Annotated in this window: 9 protein-coding genes and 1 pseudogene; all 10 read right to left on the bottom strand. The window is 59.5% G+C overall.

All coding sequences use genetic code 11. From position 1 onward, the window contains the following. Nucleotides 1–6: 6 nt before the first annotated feature. The 10 genes and pseudogenes from HY836_RS10660 to HY836_RS18990 all read right to left on the bottom strand — a co-directional run bounded on the left by HY836_RS10660 (nt 7) and on the right by HY836_RS18990 (nt 15,785). On the bottom strand, nt 7–3,030 hold the full coding sequence (locus tag HY836_RS10660; protein WP_290676128.1) for a CHASE domain-containing protein: 3,024 nt from the start codon (nt 3,028–3,030) through the stop codon (nt 7–9). Nucleotides 3,031–3,055: 25 nt separating this feature from the next. Beyond that, on the bottom strand, nt 3,056–4,537 hold the full coding sequence (locus tag HY836_RS10655) for a methyl-accepting chemotaxis protein (protein WP_290676127.1): 1,482 nt from the start codon (nt 4,535–4,537) through the stop codon (nt 3,056–3,058). Nucleotides 4,538–4,706: 169 nt separating this feature from the next. Beyond that, nucleotides 4,707–7,112 carry a methyl-accepting chemotaxis protein gene (locus HY836_RS10650; protein ID WP_290676126.1) on the bottom strand — a complete coding sequence of 802 codons (2,406 nt, stop codon included), beginning with the start codon at nt 7,110–7,112 and terminating at the stop codon, nt 4,707–4,709. Between the two features lie 80 nt (nt 7,113–7,192). Continuing rightward, nucleotides 7,193–8,272, bottom strand: a complete 1,080-nt coding sequence (locus HY836_RS10645) for a chemotaxis response regulator protein-glutamate methylesterase (protein ID WP_290676125.1) — start codon at nt 8,270–8,272, stop codon at nt 7,193–7,195. A 4-nt stretch (nt 8,273–8,276) separates the two neighbouring features. Continuing rightward, a complete protein-coding gene (locus HY836_RS10640) occupies nt 8,277–8,804 on the bottom strand; it encodes a chemotaxis protein CheD (RefSeq protein ID WP_290676124.1) in 528 nt (175 codons plus the stop codon). Beyond that, a complete protein-coding gene (locus HY836_RS10635; RefSeq protein ID WP_290676123.1) occupies nt 8,791–9,585 on the bottom strand; it encodes a CheR family methyltransferase in 795 nt (264 codons plus the stop codon). The genes HY836_RS10640 and HY836_RS10635 overlap by 14 nt, the downstream gene beginning before the upstream one ends. Nucleotides 9,586–9,633: 48 nt before the next feature. Then, complete coding sequence (locus HY836_RS10630; RefSeq protein WP_290676122.1) at nt 9,634–10,173, bottom strand: chemotaxis protein CheW; 540 nt, start codon at nt 10,171–10,173, stop codon at nt 9,634–9,636. 2 nt (nt 10,174–10,175) lie between these two features. After that, on the bottom strand, nt 10,176–11,624 hold the full coding sequence (locus HY836_RS18995) for a methyl-accepting chemotaxis protein (protein WP_367114685.1): 1,449 nt from the start codon (nt 11,622–11,624) through the stop codon (nt 10,176–10,178). Between the two features lie 3 nt (nt 11,625–11,627). Continuing rightward, nucleotides 11,628–12,020 (bottom strand): annotated as a pseudogene (locus tag HY836_RS10620) (PAS domain-containing protein); the annotation flags it as partial. A 1,149-nt stretch (nt 12,021–13,169) separates the two neighbouring features. Beyond that, nucleotides 13,170–15,785 carry a methyl-accepting chemotaxis protein gene (locus HY836_RS18990; RefSeq protein WP_367114678.1) on the bottom strand — a complete coding sequence of 872 codons (2,616 nt, stop codon included), beginning with the start codon at nt 15,783–15,785 and terminating at the stop codon, nt 13,170–13,172. Nucleotides 15,786–15,814 lie beyond the last annotated feature (29 nt).

Below are 15,814 nucleotides of genomic sequence, written 5' to 3'. Positions count from 1 at the left end.
CGCCTGTCAGGCCAGCATGAGCGTTTGTGGGTACGCCTCTTTGGGCAGCCACAGGGTCATGGTCGTGCCCTTGCCCAACTCGCTGCTGACATCCAGCCGGCCGCCCATCAATTCCATGATTTCCTTGACGATGCTCACGCCCAGGCCGGTCCCAGGGATGTTGCCAGATTTATCGGCACGGAAGAAGCGCTCGCCCATGTGCGCCAGTTGATCCTGCGTCATACCGATACCATGGTCCACCACACGCACACCCGCCCAATGGTTGCCATCATCGTCAATCGAGGTCGGGAAGCTCACCTGAACCGGGCCGCCCTGCGGCGAATACTTGTACGCATTGGACAAGACGTTCAGGAAAGCCTGACACATCTTCTGTTGATCGGCACTCACCAACATGGCTTCCTGGGGGCGTTCCATGATGGGTGCATCGCGATCGGCAGGGGTCTTGAAATCCCCAACCACCCCATCCACCAGTTCCAGCAGATCGAGTTGGCGGCACTCGAAGTCCGCACCGCGCTGGCTTTCAATGCGCGCCAAATCCAACAACTCGTTGATGATCGAAATCATCACCTCGCACTGTCGATACACCTTGCTGAGTAGATCCTTTTGCTTCTCGGGCTTCAGGTCCCGCGTCAGCATCAATTCGATGAAGCCATAGATGCTGGCCATGGGTGTGCGAAGTTCATGTGCTGCCATCGACAGAAACACATTCTTCATGCGATCGACCTCGGCCTCGTGGGTCACATCACGCACCAGCAGGAGCCGAGACACTGTGTCGCCCTGCGTCTCGTACACACTCAAGGCCAACATGCGCCCTGCAGGCGACTTCATCTGCAGCACAAGGCGATGCCGCGACATCCATGACATGGAATCCGCCTGGCTCGGGCACGCCATCAACTCGTCGAGAGAGCGCAGTTCTGGCGGATGGGTACAACGCGCGAACAACTGAGCCAGAAACTCCGCTTCATCCAGACACAGCACGGTCTCGGCAGACAAACCCGTCAGCTCGCTGTAGGCCGCACTGGCGTAGTTGACCTGACCATCGGCACCGAAGGACACAAAACCATCCGGGCTTAAACTGAAGATGGCGCTGAGCTGCTCGCTGTGCTTCTGGATCACCTCCTCGGCGAGGTGACGATCGTGAATATCCTGCACAGAGCCGGCCATGCGGGTGGCAAATCCGTTGTCATCAAAGAAGGTCTTGCCTCTGCAACGCACCCAGCGATAGGCCCCCGACCTGGTCCGCAAGGGATAGGTCATGTCCAAGGCCGTTGTTCGCCGCAGCGCACCTTCGATCGTGCCCAATACCTTGCGCTTGTAATCAGGGTGCAGCAGGTCTTCAAAGGCATCCAACCCGGCGGGGAACTCGTCCGGCGCATAACCCAGCATGCGATAGAGCTGCGGAGACCACCACATCTTGTGGTCGTTCACATTGAACCAGTCCCACAGGCCATCACTGCCGCCGTCAATGGCCAACTGATAGCGTTCAGCCATGTCCGCCATGTTCTGCTGGTTGCGCTTGGCGTCGGTGATATCCGTGCGGATGGACAGATAACGCTCGACGCGCCCCTGCGCATCCTTCAGCGGCACCACCGTTGTCTTGACCCAATAGAGTGAACCATCCTTGGCCCGGTTGCAGACTTCGCCATCCCAGGGCTCACCGCCAGATATGGTTTGCCACATTTCGCGCCAGAACTCGCGGTCATGATTGCCTGAGCTCATGACATTGTGCCCACGCCCGACAATCTCTTCACGTGCGTAGCCACTGACCAAGCAAAACGATTCGTTAACGTCCACAACGATGCCTTTGGCGTCAGTCACCGACATCAGGTTGAAGCGCTGCAAGGTGTCCAGCAAGGTGCTGTTGTCACGCAATGCCAGTTCAGCTTTTTGCTTGGCCGCACTCAGATCCGACGTCATGGCCTGCGCCAGCGCTTCAGCGCGCGCACGCCCCACCAGCAACAACCACGCCGTCACCGCCAACATACAGCTGAGCAGGCACCCCGACAAGGCGAACCACCCTACCGTGGCGCTTTCAAATCGGCGTTCGAATTCCCGGGTGCTGCCAATGAGCAAGGTCAGGCTGTGCCCCCCAATTTCAAGGCGCCTGTGAATCTGGAACTTGGGGGTTCTCAAGCCGAGTAAAGACGGGGTTTGCTGCGCTCTGTTGGCGTTCAGCCCCAAAGAAAACACCTGCTGCTTGCTCGCCAGGTCATCACCGTCAAATACAGTCAGGTCCAGCTGTTGATCGGCGACATCGCCAATACCGCTGAGAAACTCCTCCAGCACGATGGGCGAGTAAATCAAACCAACCAGGTTGCGCTGGCGGTCCTGCGGCGTGTCGATCTTGGTAGCCCAATTGAACACTGGCAGGAAATAGAGATAGCCTGGCCGCTTCTTGCCATCCTGAACCAACACGACGCTAGCGGTCAACGCCGACTGACCGGACCTCACAGCACGCTCGGCTGCCTGGCGCCTGACAGTTTCGGATCCGACATCAAAACCCCAGGCCTTTTCGTTATTGGCCAGCGGTTCGATGTACTTGATGACAAACAGATCCAATGCATCGCCGGAGGTGCGCACGGAAAATCCAGGCGCACCATCGTTGCGCTCCACCTCGATGAAGTCATTCAGCGCCGGTCGATCCACGCGTTGGATGAAGCCAATCCCCCGAATGCCGTTCATGTCCTCCTGAATGCGCCTGGATGCCACCCAGATGCGAAAAGCATCCCGGTTGACGGGGGCCTGGCTTGCATGGAAGTACCCACGCAAACCCTGGTAGGCTGCCAGCACCCTGTTGAAGCGCTGCGCCACGCTGGCATCCAGCTTGTCGGCGTAGCGTTCAAAATTCAGGTGCCCCTCTCGATCGGCCTCCATGCGGATCCACATGGCCCCCATCACTGTGAGGAAGAGACCCAATAGCAAGATCCCCATACACGAGAACAAGGCCGCACGCCGACGCTCTGTGGACAGCGCCATACCGGGAGGTACCCATCGTTGCCGCCATGCAGACAGGATGCCAGGCAAGTTCATGGTGTGATCTCGCTTGCCGCTTTGATCAGAAGAACTCGACGCTCTCAGCCTCTGCTGCCTTGGCGCGAGATGCGCCAGCAGACGTCACGGGGACAGCCTTGACCCCTTGCGGCCCGGCATCGGCCGCGCCCTCATTGGCAGCTGGCATGCCAATCAAAGCACTCCGCGCAGCCACACCAGCGCTACCCAACTTGAAAGCGCTCAGCACGTCGGACATCTTGCTGGCATGCTCCATCAACTCAGCGGCAATGCCACTGGAGGCCTCCGCCACCGCGATATTGCGTTGGGTCACATCATCCAGCTCCTTGACAGACTGCGTCACCACATCAATGCCACCGGCATGCTCATGCGAATCGGCAGAAAGGCGCTCGAAGACCTCACCGACGCGACGCACGGCATCCACAATGTCATCCATGGTGCTGCCAGTCAGGTTCGCTTGCTCCACGCCGGATTCGACCGTTTGCATGGATGCCGTGATAAGCGATTTGATTTCTCGGGCCGCTTCGGATGAACGCAAAGCCAGGCTTCGCACTTCCGCTGCAACCACCGCAAAGCCCCTGCCCTGCTCGCCAGCCCGAGCAGCTTCCACGGCCGCATTGAGCGCCAGGATATTGGTCTGAAACGCGATGCCATCGATCACGGAAATGATGTCCGTGATCTTGCGGGAAGACTGGGCGATGTCCTGAATGGTATCCACCACCTTCTTGACTTGTTGCCCACCGCTGTTGGCAAGATCTGTCGCCCGAGATGCCATGGCACGAGCCTCCATGGATGCCTGTGCACTGGTTTGCACAATCACGTTGATCTGCTCCAGGCACATGGCGGCATCGCGCAGGCCCGAGGCGGTGGTCATGGTGCGGTTGCTCAATTCCGTGCTGCCGCGACGCAAGACCTCGGACGCACCCTGAACCCCTTCAATGGACGTGTGGACCTGGCGAATCGCTTCAGCCATGCGTTGCTGCACATGCTTGAGGCGCATACCGGCCTGTGAATCGGCTCGCAACACGTCCAGATTCAGGCGAATCGGCCCGTCGAAGCCCATGGCGCGAATGAGAAAGTCCAACTCGAAGCGCTCCGACTCGGCGCGCTCTTCGCAATAGGCGATATAAGCCAGATAGGTGTATTGCAGGGCCAGACCACACAGGACGGCCGCCGTATCCAGATGAGTTGGCTGATTGGCCACCCAAAGCAAGAGAAACGCCGCCAATACAGCACCTGTGGACAGAACCAGTTGCCAGCTCCGGTACTGTGGCAGCAAGCTGCCCAAAACGAACAACCCAATGTAGAACTCGGCCCGCGCACCGGATAAATAGATCTGACTGCAGATCACGCCGGCAGCTGCGGCGGACAAACCGAACCTCGACCAGCTTGTGCCGCGCACCAAGGTGAAAGCGCCCGTCGCCATAGCCCCGCAGCCCGCCACCAGTTCGGCTGCCAGCGTCATTTTTTGACCTGCATAACCCTGCGCCAGCGCGATCAAGCCACCGATGAGGACGGCAAACAGCATGATCGCGTCAACCTGGCGCGGGCTGAGTCTGTTTGATTTCGGATTGGATTTGCTCATAGGGCTCTTGAGAGGTAACCTTGCCTCAGCAACTTCGGCAAATCAAGTGACAACTTGAGTCAGGCGGTCACATATGACAGCCATTCACGCAGCGCCATTGAGCCAAGATGCCTCAAATGGAGCCCAGCATGGGGGTGCCAACATAGGAAACGTCGCCTCCAGAAACGGCCACCGGCAGACTGGTGCGCGTACTGGCCATGGCCTTGTTCAGCGTGGCGGGATCTCTGTACAAGGCACTGCTCAGCAGCAGTTCATCACTCACCTTGTACACACAGGCCATCTTGGGCATCATTTCCAGGGTCTCGGGATGACAGGATTCGTACTCCACCCACTCCTGATCCGAATCTGCCGCACGCCACAAGGCCTCGGTCAGCAAGAAGCCATCGCTGGAGGTCAGCATGGGCATGACGTGCCCGGTTTCTTCAGGCGTGTTGGAGTGAAAAGCCAGAACGCCCTCTCGGTTGATGCCAAAAACAAAGAGATCGCGATCCTGGAAACCGCCTTCAGGTGCATGGATCAAGCTCACCGCCTGAGTCACGCCCTTTTCCGCGATCAGCGCGGCAGCCCTTTTCAGCAGGGCCTGTGCCTCATCCGCACTACCCTGAGCCAGCCTCATGCCTTGTACGGACTTGGACAGACTGGCCGCTCGCTCCAGCAATCGATCCGTGGCCTGATGGGCCATTTCGACTGCGCCACGATTCTCACCCGCGATATCCTCCAGGCTGACCAGGCTCTGGTTGACCTGCTCCAGGATCTGATGCTGTTGCCCGGCGTTGGCCGACATGATGGCCACACCATGAGCCACCTTCTTGACGCCTTCCGTCAAATCGGACAAGGTGTGCGTGATGTCCGACATGTGTCGCACACCATCGCTCACCTGTTGCGTTGACTGTTCGATCAGCTCGCTGATTTCGGCCACGGCATGCGCGCAACGACCCGCCAGTTGGCGAACCTCACCAGCCACAACCGCGAACCCGGTACCAGCCTCTCCTGCTCGGGCAGCTTCCACCGCCGCATTGAGTGCCAGCATGTTCGTTTGAAACGCAATGTCTTCGATCATGCCGACGATCTCACGCATCCGCTGAGACCCTTCTTCGATTTGCGACATCGTGGCCACGGCTTGCGGCATGAATGCACTGCGTTGCGCAGCCAGGTCGCTGACCTGAGAGACCTGGTCCGACACGTGCTGAGCGGTGTCCACACCTTGCTCCAATACACGCTGGATATGCCGCACGCTGTCCTTGGCCAGCTTGATGCTGCTGGACTGACGTTCGGTTCGCTGCGCCAGGGCCATGGCACCATCACCCAGTCGCTTGGCAGACATGGCCACCAGCACCGCATTGCTGCGGATGCTGGAAACGATGCGAGACAGGCTCACCGTCATGCGATTCATGCCTCGGCCGACATGCGCCAACTCGTCACGCCCGTGAATCTCCCGCGTGTTGGCCAGATCACCACGCCCGATGTTGTCGATCACCCCGGACATGGCCTTCACAGAGCCCGTCAGAGCCGACTCCATCGCCATGATGAGGTACGTCATCCCCATGAACATCAAAAGGGTCACCACGATGTAAATGGCCACAACCTGCTTCTGATAGGCCAGTCTGCGTTCGAGCTGCCCTTCAAGGCGCATGCGCAGAGACTCGTTGAGCGTCATCGCCGAGGTGATGGCCTGCATGCCCCGATCCATCAGTGCCCGGGCCTCTTGTGGAGCGACCTGGCCACTCGACGCACGGTTGACTTCCGATGTGAAGCTTTCCAGCAAAGCCTGCGTGGTCGCCCAACCGGTGGATGTCTGGCTACCAGCGCGCTGCAGCGCCCCGAGCAACAGGTCAATGTCCTTGATTTGCGCGCGAATGTCCAGCGATCGGTCTTGCAAGTGCCGTTCATCGCCAGGCGTGACCGCACCGCTGCTGACCATCAACATGGCATGCGCCCGCAACTGCGACACGGATTCAAGCAAGGGGATGTAGCGATCCACCAGCACCAACATGAGGTAAAACGATTCCGCTTCAGGGTCCAGCAAGAGCGTGGAGGTTTCGCCCACGCGCAATTGAATCTGCCGCAAGCTGTCTATCACCGCGCCATGCGCCGCAGACAACGTTTGCTGCTTTCGCTGCCCTGCGGTCGATGCATCTGTCTGGTCGCCCAACGCCAGCAAAGCCAACACATCCTTCCGGACGCCCTGCCACTGCTTGACCAGATCGGCCTGATCCTTGGCGGATAGACCTGAATCAATAGCGGTCATGACGCGTTGAATGTCGGCGTGCGTCTTGTTCATGTCCTCCAGGGAAATGCCCTCGCCTGAGGCCTGCATGGCCTGCAAATCACGGTGGCCCTGCACCAGCCAGGTCAGCTTAGTCAGGTCCCGTACCTGAGACAAACCTGCGAGCTCGCGAGATGTGAGTTCAACCTGCCCCCAATGCTGCATGGAGGCATACACCGCCATCGCTGCCGTGATCGCAAAAGCCAGCCCGCTGATGACGCTGAATTTGACGGACAGCTTCCAGCGTCGCATGAGGCGCATGCCTGGGCCCAACACCCATCGGAGAAAGCCTTTGTCCATCCTGCTACCTCACTTCAATTTGCTAGTTCTGCTCAAGCGCTGGCCACGACCGATCGTGCCGCGGCCATGAGCCAGGATGGCATGTCATCCAGGCTGACGACCTGCTGCGCCCCACCATGTTTGATCGCTTCTCTGGGCATGCCGAACACCACGCAACTGGCCTCATCCTGTGCCGCCGTTCTGGCACCCGCATTGAACATCTCTCGAAGGCCACGCGCACCGTCGTCACCCATGCCGGTCATGACCACACCGATCGCATTCCTGCCGGCGCATTGCGCCACGGACTTGAGCAAGACATCGGCATTGGGCCTGTGGTGATTCACCAAGGGGCCATCAAAGACTTCCACCACGTACTGCGCACCACTGCGCTTGAGGCGCATGTGCCTGCCGCCAGGGGCGAAAAGTACACGACCGTTGATGACACGATCACCATCTTTTGCTTCCATGACTTCCAGATCACACAAGCCGTTGAGGCGGGCAGCCAGGCTGGCGGTGAAGTTGGGCGGCATGTGCTGCACGATGACCATGCCGGGCACCGTTCGGGGCAGCCTGGTCAACACGGCTTCAATGGTCTGTACCCCACCAGTCGAAATGGCCACAGCGATCACGCGATCGGTGGTTTCTGCCATGGCCTCCTGAGGCGACGCGACCACCGCAGCGCGCGCCGCGCCAGGCTTGGGCAGGCCTGGGGTGGCCCGCCTGAGGGCAGACATATTGGCCTTGGCAGCGGCACGCACGGCATTCACAATGCCATTGCTGTCGTCTTCCAGAAAGTCCTTCAAACCCATCTTGGGCTTGGTGACAAAGCTCACCGCGCCCGCAGCCAGAGCCTGCATGGTGGTCTGGCCGCCTTTCTCCGTCAGGGTGGAGCACATCACGACGGGTGTCGGGCGCTCTGCCATCACCTGCTTGAGAAAGGTGATGCCGTCCATGCGCGGCATCTCGACGTCCAGCACCAACACGTCTGGCCAGTTGGTCTTCATGCGCTGCATGGCAAACAAGGGGTCGGCCGCCGTGGCGATGACATGAATGCCCGCCTTGGTCAGCACATCGCCCAGGTGCTTGCGCACAATGGCCGAGTCGTCAACGATCATGACCTTGATCTCGCTCATGAGATCACCCTTTCCTGGCTGTATGGGGATTGCCGCGCCTCAATACCACCTGGCCATTGGTCAGATCAATCGTCACGTTGCGCGGTTCGTTGCCACCGACGTCGACACACTGGAGCTGGAAGCCATACTTGTCGATGATCTCCCAGGCTTTCTCCACGTTGCGCTCGCCGATGTTGAACTTCACCTTGGCCTGATCAGGCATGGTGTCAGCTCCACCGTAAAGGTGTACTTCGTAATCCTGGGTTTTGGTGCCTGATTTCTTGATTTCATGCGCCAGCAGCTCCACCGCTTCGTCGCCGAAACGGCCGTCGAGCGAGCCGTCCGGGGTGCGCGGGCGCGTAGGCAACAAAAAGTGACACATGCCCCCCATGTGACGCTTGGGATGCCACAAGGTGACGGCAATGCACGAACCGAGCAAGGTCTTGACCGTGGCACCTGTATGACCGAAGTACCACTGCCCCGGCAGAAGGAAGACCTTCTCGCCGCTGTGATGTTTGATGCGGGCTGGGCCCTTGCTGTCAAGTTCTAGCATAGACGGCAGGCTTCACGTTGGTCAGGCCAGTCGGCAGGTTGCTCAGCGATTCGGAATGCCCCGTGAACAGGTAGCCACCCGGCTTGATCAGAGGGGACACGCGGCGCACGATGTCCAGCTTGGCATCGGGCTCGAAGTAGATCAGCACATTGCGCAGGAACACGACATCGAACTTGCCGATGTCTGGCAAAGGCTGCATCAGATTGGCCTGCTCGAAACTCACATTGGCACGAAGCTCCTTGCTCACCAGCAGTTGCCCATCGTAAGGGCCAGAGCCTCTCATGCAAAAGCGCTTGAGGTATTGCGCACTGGTATTGCGTGCACGCTCCATGGGATACAAGGCTTTGCGGGCTGCATCCACCATGGCGGTAGACAGGTCGGTTCCCACGATCTTCCATCCGCTGGGCCCGATCTTGTCGGCCAGCAGCATGGCGATGCTGTAGGCCTCTTCACCCGATGAGCTGGCCGCGCTCCATACCCGGAACTCCTGGCCCGGGCGACGTTTGGCAACCAGTTCCGCCAGAAACTCGAAATGAGCGGGTTCGCGGAAAAAATAGGTCTCGTTGGTGGTCAGTCGGTCCACCACGCGAACGAGCTCGGACTCATCACCGGCCTTGATGACTTTGTCGACATATTCGTCCAGGCTGCTCAGGCCCTTTTCGGACGCCAGCTTCTGCAAGCGTCCGATGACCAGTTGGCGCTTGGCCGGCACCAGGCGTATGCCGGATACACGGTGAAACACCTCGGCCACCACGTTGAAGGAGCGTTCTGACAGTTGCATGTGGCTTTACCTTGTTCGTGCGCGCCAAGGGCGGGCTGTATCTACGCATCAGTGTGTGATGTGGCCCGCGATCAGTGTGGCCATGGTGTCGCGTGCCAGGATGCGATCGGCATCCAGAATTGACAGCAAAGTGCCCTTGGCTTTGGCCATGCCTTGTAGAAATTCGCGCGGAATGCGCGTGCCCAGTGCAGGCACCGGTTCGATGTCCTGATCGGCGATCTCCAGCACCTCGGAGACACCATCCACCAAGACGCCGACCACCAGGGGTCCATCCTGATCCTTGTGATCGGTCTCCACGATCACCACACTGCTGCGCCGGCCGATCACGGCCTGCTCGGCTCCAAAGCGGGCCTTCAGATCGATCACGGGCACCACCGCGCCGCGCAGGTTCATCACCCCGCGAACAAACTCTGGTGTCAGGGGGAGCGGCGTCATGCGCCCCACCTCCAGGATCTCGCGCACCATGTCAATGCCAACGGCATAGGTCTCCCGGCCTACAGCCAGGCACAGGTACTGCTTGGCCGCAATCAGCTCAACTTGACTGGATGAGGGCGCCGCATCCAGGACGGCTGGCAGTGTCGTGTCCATGATCAGAAGTGAGCAAAGTGGGATTCATCAACGGCATCCGAACTGGCATGTCTGTTGGCCATATTGGGCGAAGACTGACCCACGCGGCCGCTGTTGGATGCGGGTCGGGCCGAGGCCATCGGGCGATTGCTGCTCGTTGCTGCGGGGCGTGCCTCCCGTGGCTGGCGAGCGCCACCGGCCTCTTCCCTCAACTTGAAGTAGCCCATCAAGCCTTGCAACTGCGTGGCCTGCGCCGACAGTTCTTCCGACGTGGCCGACAACTGCTCGGCCGCCGATGCGTTTTGCTGCGTGGCGCCGTTGAGGTGATCCATCGCACCGGTGATCTGCGCCACACCATCGGACTGCTCGCCCGATGCGGCGGCAATCTCCTGAACCAGCTCGCTGGTCTTGTTGATCGACGGCACCATCTGCTTGAGCAAATCGCCAGCCTTTTCTGCCAGGTTCACGCTGGAGCCAGCCAACTGACCGATTTCCTGCGCAGCCACCTGGCTGCGTTCTGCCAGCTTGCGCACTTCAGCGGCCACCACGGCAAAGCCGCGGCCGTGTTCGCCGGCTCGTGCCGCTTCGATAGCGGCATTCAAGGCCAACAGGTTGGTCTGGTAGGCAATGTCATCAATGATCGAGATCTTCTTGGCAATTTCCTGCATGGCGTCTACCGTACGTGTCACGGCATCACCACCTTCCATCGCCTCCTTGGCTGCCTTGGTGGCCATGCCATCGGTGACCATGGCGCTGTCGGCGTTCTGCTTGACGGACGCGGCCATTTCCTGCAACGAAGCACTCGTCTGCTCCACACTGGCCGCTTGTGAAGCAGCAGACTGCGACAAGGACTGAGAGGTTTCCGACACCTGGTTGGCTGCAGACGTCAACTGCTCGGCAGAGACGCGCACCTCCACGATGGTCTTGCTGACCGTGTCGATCAGGTCATTGAACTTTTCGCCCATCAGACGGAAGAAGGGCTCCTTGCCTTCCAATGCCATGCGGCGGGAGAAGTCGCCTTGCGTGGCGCCATCCACCAGATCGGTCACTTCCTGTTCGGCCAGCACCTCGGCGGTGCGGTCCTTCCACTCGACAACCGTACCCAGACGGACACCCTTCTCATCGCTGATCGGATTGGCGATCAGGCTGAAGTGCAGCGTGCCCACCTTGATTTGCGACTTGTGCTCACCCTTGATCATGCCCAGCAAATTACGCTGGTGCGCCGGGTTCTTGTGGAAGCTGTCAAAGTTGCTGCCCACCACACGGCTCGCGGCGAACTGCGGCAGGGTCTTGCGCAACTCGGCTTCATTGCGGCCGAGCATCGCCATCACGGAAGCATTGGTGTAGATGATGTTGCCATCGGCATCGGCAATCATCACGTTGGTCGAGCAGGTATCCAGGGCCTGTTTGACGCGGGCATTTTCTGCCGCCTGCTTGTGTTCACGTTCTTGCGCAGCCAGGACTTCGGTCATGTCCTTCCACTCCACGACCATGCCCAGGCGCTCGCCACGCTGATCACGAATCGGGTTGACGGTCAGATCGAAACGGCGACCACCGATGGTCAGTCGCGTCACATGGGTGCTGGACAAGCGATCCAACATGCCTCGCTGATGGGCAGGGTTCTTGTGGAACTCGTCAATGTTGCTGCCAATGACACGAGCCGAATCAAACCTTGGCAGGTCCTTGCGCAGATCAGATTCCGCGACCTTGAGCATGCCCTTGAGTGCCTCATTGGCATACACGATGTTGTAGTCGCCATCGGCCACCATCACATTGGTCGTGGCCACGTCCAATGCCTGGCGGATGCGAGTGTTCTCGGCCAACACGATGGCATCACGTTGATTGCGCTCACGCAAGCTGACCTGCATACCCTTGATGGCGGTGAGCAGTTGCGCAGACTCGTCGGTGCCCTGAATGTCGATCACACCATCGAGCTGACCATCCTTGACCGCATTGGCTGCACCGATGGCGCGAACAATGGGCCTGGTCACCGAACGAACCACCGCGAAACCCATGGCCACGGCGATCAGGATCAAAGCCAACAACCCTCCGGTCAGGAACAGCCGAGACTGGGTCAGTCGGCCTTCACGTTCATTGAGCAAACGGATCAACACCGTCACCCCCGGATCGCGTGCAACCCGCAGGGCCTGCACATCTTGCGCCAAACGCGCAGAGAGCGCCTTTTGCTCACCCAGTTCAGGCTTGTCGCTGGCCAGTACCTTTTCAGCCAAATCCAAGGTGGCATGCAGTTGATCGACCAGCTTCGTGACGTCCACCTCGGTCTTCAGACCGGGGTTGAACCTCACCACCTTGTTGGCCAATTCCTGGATTTCCTCGACGTGGACCTGTGCGAAGTAGCGCTCGGCGTAAGCCTGCTTGGCGAGCAAGGCATTGCCGCGCTCAGTTGACGCCAGGCTGTCGTTGGCTTGCTGCGTGCGGCTGAAGTAGTCGCCAACCTGCAGCATGATGTCCGTCGTCAAGGCCATCATGTAATACGAATCGCCATCAGGGTCCAGGGTAAGACCGCTCTTGTCCAGCGTCTGAGAGATCAGGCCGCTCACGCTTTCTGCCAGCGCGTTCTCAGCCTTTTCGGATGTGCGCCCCACCTTTTGCAACTCTGTCTGCAGGGTGGCGTACGTGCCCTTGACCTCACCGATATCGGCAGCCAGATCCAGATCGCCCTTGTGCAACTTCAGGGCCGCATCAATGGCGTCAATCTGTGACCCCATCTTGTTCCAGGTGCTGTTGTGATCCGGGCTGGTCTCGGGCACCACCTTGGCATGGTTGATGGCATCCGTGAGTGGCAGCATCACCTTGATCACCTCAGCGCCCGATATTTCCAGACGTGTACTGTTGATGCTGGCCTGCGTGGCCGTCAAATACAGCGCAGTGGGCACAGCGCAAAGGACTGCCCCGATGCTGGCGAGTAGGGCAAACTTCTGCCACAACATCATTCTGGACAAGATCGAATTCATGGTGATGGACTCCTGAAGGTCTGCTCAGCTGATGGGGCCGAATTAAAAGTGGGCAAAGTGCGACTCATCCACGTCGGCATGCGCCCCGGGTTGAGCCATGGAGGTGGTTTGACGATGCGGCGCCGCATTCGGACGGGCCGGTGCGTTGGGTCGGCTCGTCGTGGTCGCCATGTGGTTCTGCGTTGCAGGGGAAGATGAACGATGGCCCTGCTCGTCCTTGAGCTTGAAATAGGCCATCAGGCTCTGCAACTCCGTTGCTTGCGCGGACAGCTCTTCGGATGTAGCCGACAGTTGCTCGGCAGCCGATGCGTTTTGCTGGGTAGCACCGTTGAGGTGGTCCATGGCGCCATTGATCTGGGCCACGCCATCGGACTGTTCCCCAGATGCCGCCGCAATCTCCTGCACCAGCTCGCTGGTCTTGTGGATGGAAGGCACCATCTGCTTGAGCAAATCACCGGCCTTCACGGCCAGGTTCACGCTGGAACCAGCCAACTGACCGATCTCCTGCGCAGCCACCTGGCTTCGCTCGGCCAGTTTGCGCACTTCAGCCGCCACCACAGCAAAACCACGGCCATGCTCACCCGCACGAGCGGCTTCAATGGCCGCATTCAGCGCCAGCAGGTTGGTCTGGTAGGCGATGTCATCGATGATGGAGATCTTCTTGGCGATTTCCTGCATCGCTTCCACAGTACGGGTCACGGCCTCACCGCCTTCCATGGCCTCCTGTGCCGCCTTGGTGGCCATGCCGTCTGTCACCATGGCGCTGTCGGCGTTCTGCTTGACCGAGGCGGCCATTTCCTGCAAAGAGGCGCTGGTTTGCTCCACGCTGGCAGCTTGCGAGGCAGCCGACTGGGACAGCGATTGCGATGTTTCAGACACCTGCCCAGACGCTGAGGTCAACTGCTCGGCCGCCACACGCACCTCGACGATGGTCTTGCTCACCGTGTCGATCAGGTCATTGAACTTCTCACCCATCAGGCGGAAGAAGGGCTCCTTGCCTTCCAGCACCATGCGTTGCGAGAAATCGCCCTGCGTCGCACCATTGACCAGATTGCTGATCTCGTTTTCAGCGTTGACTTCAGCTGTGCGATCCTTCCATTCCACCACGGTGCCAAGGCGATTGCCCTGCTCGTCGTTGATGGGGTTGGCAGTCAAGGCGAAGATCAGGCCCTCGACCTTGATTTGCGTCTTGTATTCGCTCTTGAGGCTACCCAGCAGATTGCGCTGGTGCGCAGGGTTCTTGTGGAAACTGTCGAAGTTGGTACCCACTATGCGGTTTGCGTTGAATTGGGGCAGCGACTTGCGCAGCTCGGATTCGTTGCGGCGCATCATGGCCACGACCGACGTGTTCGTGTACACGATGTTGCCATCGGCATCGGCGATCATGACGTTGGTCGAGCAGGTATCCAGCGCCTGCTTCACTCGTGAATTTTCGGCAGCCAGCTTCTGTTCGCGCTCTTGCGCTGCCAGGATGTCGGTCATGTCCTTCCACTCAACGACCACGCCTAACCTCTTTCCGTCCTCACCCTTGATGGGATTGAGGATCAGGTCAAAGCGACGGCCACCCACGGTCAGGCGCGTGTTGTGCGTCTGATTGAGTCGATCCAGCAAACCACGTTGATGTGCCGGGTTCTTGTGGAACTCGTCGATGTTCGTGCCCAGCAGGCGCGACGAATCAAAGCGTGGCAAATCCTTGCGGATATCGGCTTCAGCCACTTTGAGCATCTCGTTGAGAGACGCGTTGGCGTAGATGATGTTGTAGTCGGCATCCGCCACCATCATGTTGGTGGCCGCCACATCAAGCGCTTGCTGGATGCGCGCGGTGGCCTCTGCCCGCTTCTTCGTATCCGCAAACTCGAAGCCCAAGCGGGTCTGAACACGACGCAGGGACATCATCATGGCGGATGCCTGATCATGCCCGTCGGACGCCACGATGCCATCAAAACTGCCCTGACCATAGCGCTCCAGATGCGCTTCAGCGGCCTTGAGCATGCCGCCTAGACGGGCACTCAATTTGTAGCCTCCAAAGAGGGTCAGCAAGCCCGTGAACACGGGCGAAGCCATTGTGACCGCACTCGGGTGCAACGCAGCACATACCGCGCCGGCGACGGTCAAGGCGGACAAACCGCCCAGCATGGCGACCTTGGAGCCGATGCCAGCATTCGCCCACATCTTGCCAAATACGTTGAGATTGGCCAGCACGCCCGTTCGCACACCGTTGCCTTCCACAATGGCCCAGCCGCTGGCCTTCCCTTCCTTGAACAGCTTGTAGAGGCCATCGGCGGCCTCAATCTGTTCACGCGTAGGGCGCGTGCGAACCGACATGTAGCCGGTCACCGAATTGCCCTCACGGATGGGCGTGGCGTTGGCTACCACCCAATAGTGGTCACCATTCTTTCGGCGGTTCTTGACCAGGCCCGTCCAGGGCTTGCCTGCCTGCAACGTCTTCCACAGGTCGGCAAAGGCCTCTTCCGGCATGTCCGGGTGCCGCACCAGGTTGTGGGGCTGACCGATCAACTCCGGCGTCGTGAAACCGCTGGCTTCCAGGAAGTCATCGTTGATGTAGGTGATCTTGCCTTTGAGATCTGTTTTGGAAACGATCGTGGCCCCGTCGCGGAGCACGTACTCTTGCTGAGTAATGGGAAGGTTGGTACGCATGGTATGTCCGTGTGTGCTTGCGTTGAGGG

The organism is Aquabacterium sp. (assembly GCF_016234775.1).
In the GTDB taxonomy this organism is placed as follows: domain Bacteria; phylum Pseudomonadota; class Gammaproteobacteria; order Burkholderiales; family Burkholderiaceae_C; genus Aquabacterium.
Note: the sequence above shows the minus strand (reverse complement) of the source record. Positions and strands in the feature narration are given on the sequence as shown.

What these genes read in the sequence shown, in the direction of transcription:
- HY836_RS10660 (WP_290676128.1), bottom strand. Translation starts at nt 3,030, where the DNA reads ATGAACTTGCCTGGCATCCTGTCTGCATGGCGGCAACGATGGGTACCT.
- HY836_RS10655 (WP_290676127.1), bottom strand. Translation starts at nt 4,537, where the DNA reads ATGCTGTTTGCCGTCCTCATCGGTGGCTTGATCGCGCTGGCGCAGGGT.
- HY836_RS10650 (WP_290676126.1), bottom strand. Translation starts at nt 7,112, where the DNA reads ATGCGACGCTGGAAGCTGTCCGTCAAATTCAGCGTCATCAGCGGGCTG.
- HY836_RS10645 (WP_290676125.1), bottom strand. Translation starts at nt 8,272, where the DNA reads ATGAGCGAGATCAAGGTCATGATCGTTGACGACTCGGCCATTGTGCGC.
- HY836_RS10640 (WP_290676124.1), bottom strand. Translation starts at nt 8,804, where the DNA reads ATGCTAGAACTTGACAGCAAGGGCCCAGCCCGCATCAAACATCACAGC.
- HY836_RS10635 (WP_290676123.1), bottom strand. Translation starts at nt 9,585, where the DNA reads ATGCAACTGTCAGAACGCTCCTTCAACGTGGTGGCCGAGGTGTTTCAC.
- HY836_RS10630 (WP_290676122.1), bottom strand. Translation starts at nt 10,173, where the DNA reads ATGGACACGACACTGCCAGCCGTCCTGGATGCGGCGCCCTCATCCAGT.
- HY836_RS18995 (WP_367114685.1), bottom strand. Translation starts at nt 11,624, where the DNA reads ATGACCGAAGTCCTGGCTGCGCAAGAACGTGAACACAAGCAGGCGGCA.
- HY836_RS18990 (WP_367114678.1), bottom strand. Translation starts at nt 15,785, where the DNA reads ATGCGTACCAACCTTCCCATTACTCAGCAAGAGTACGTGCTCCGCGAC.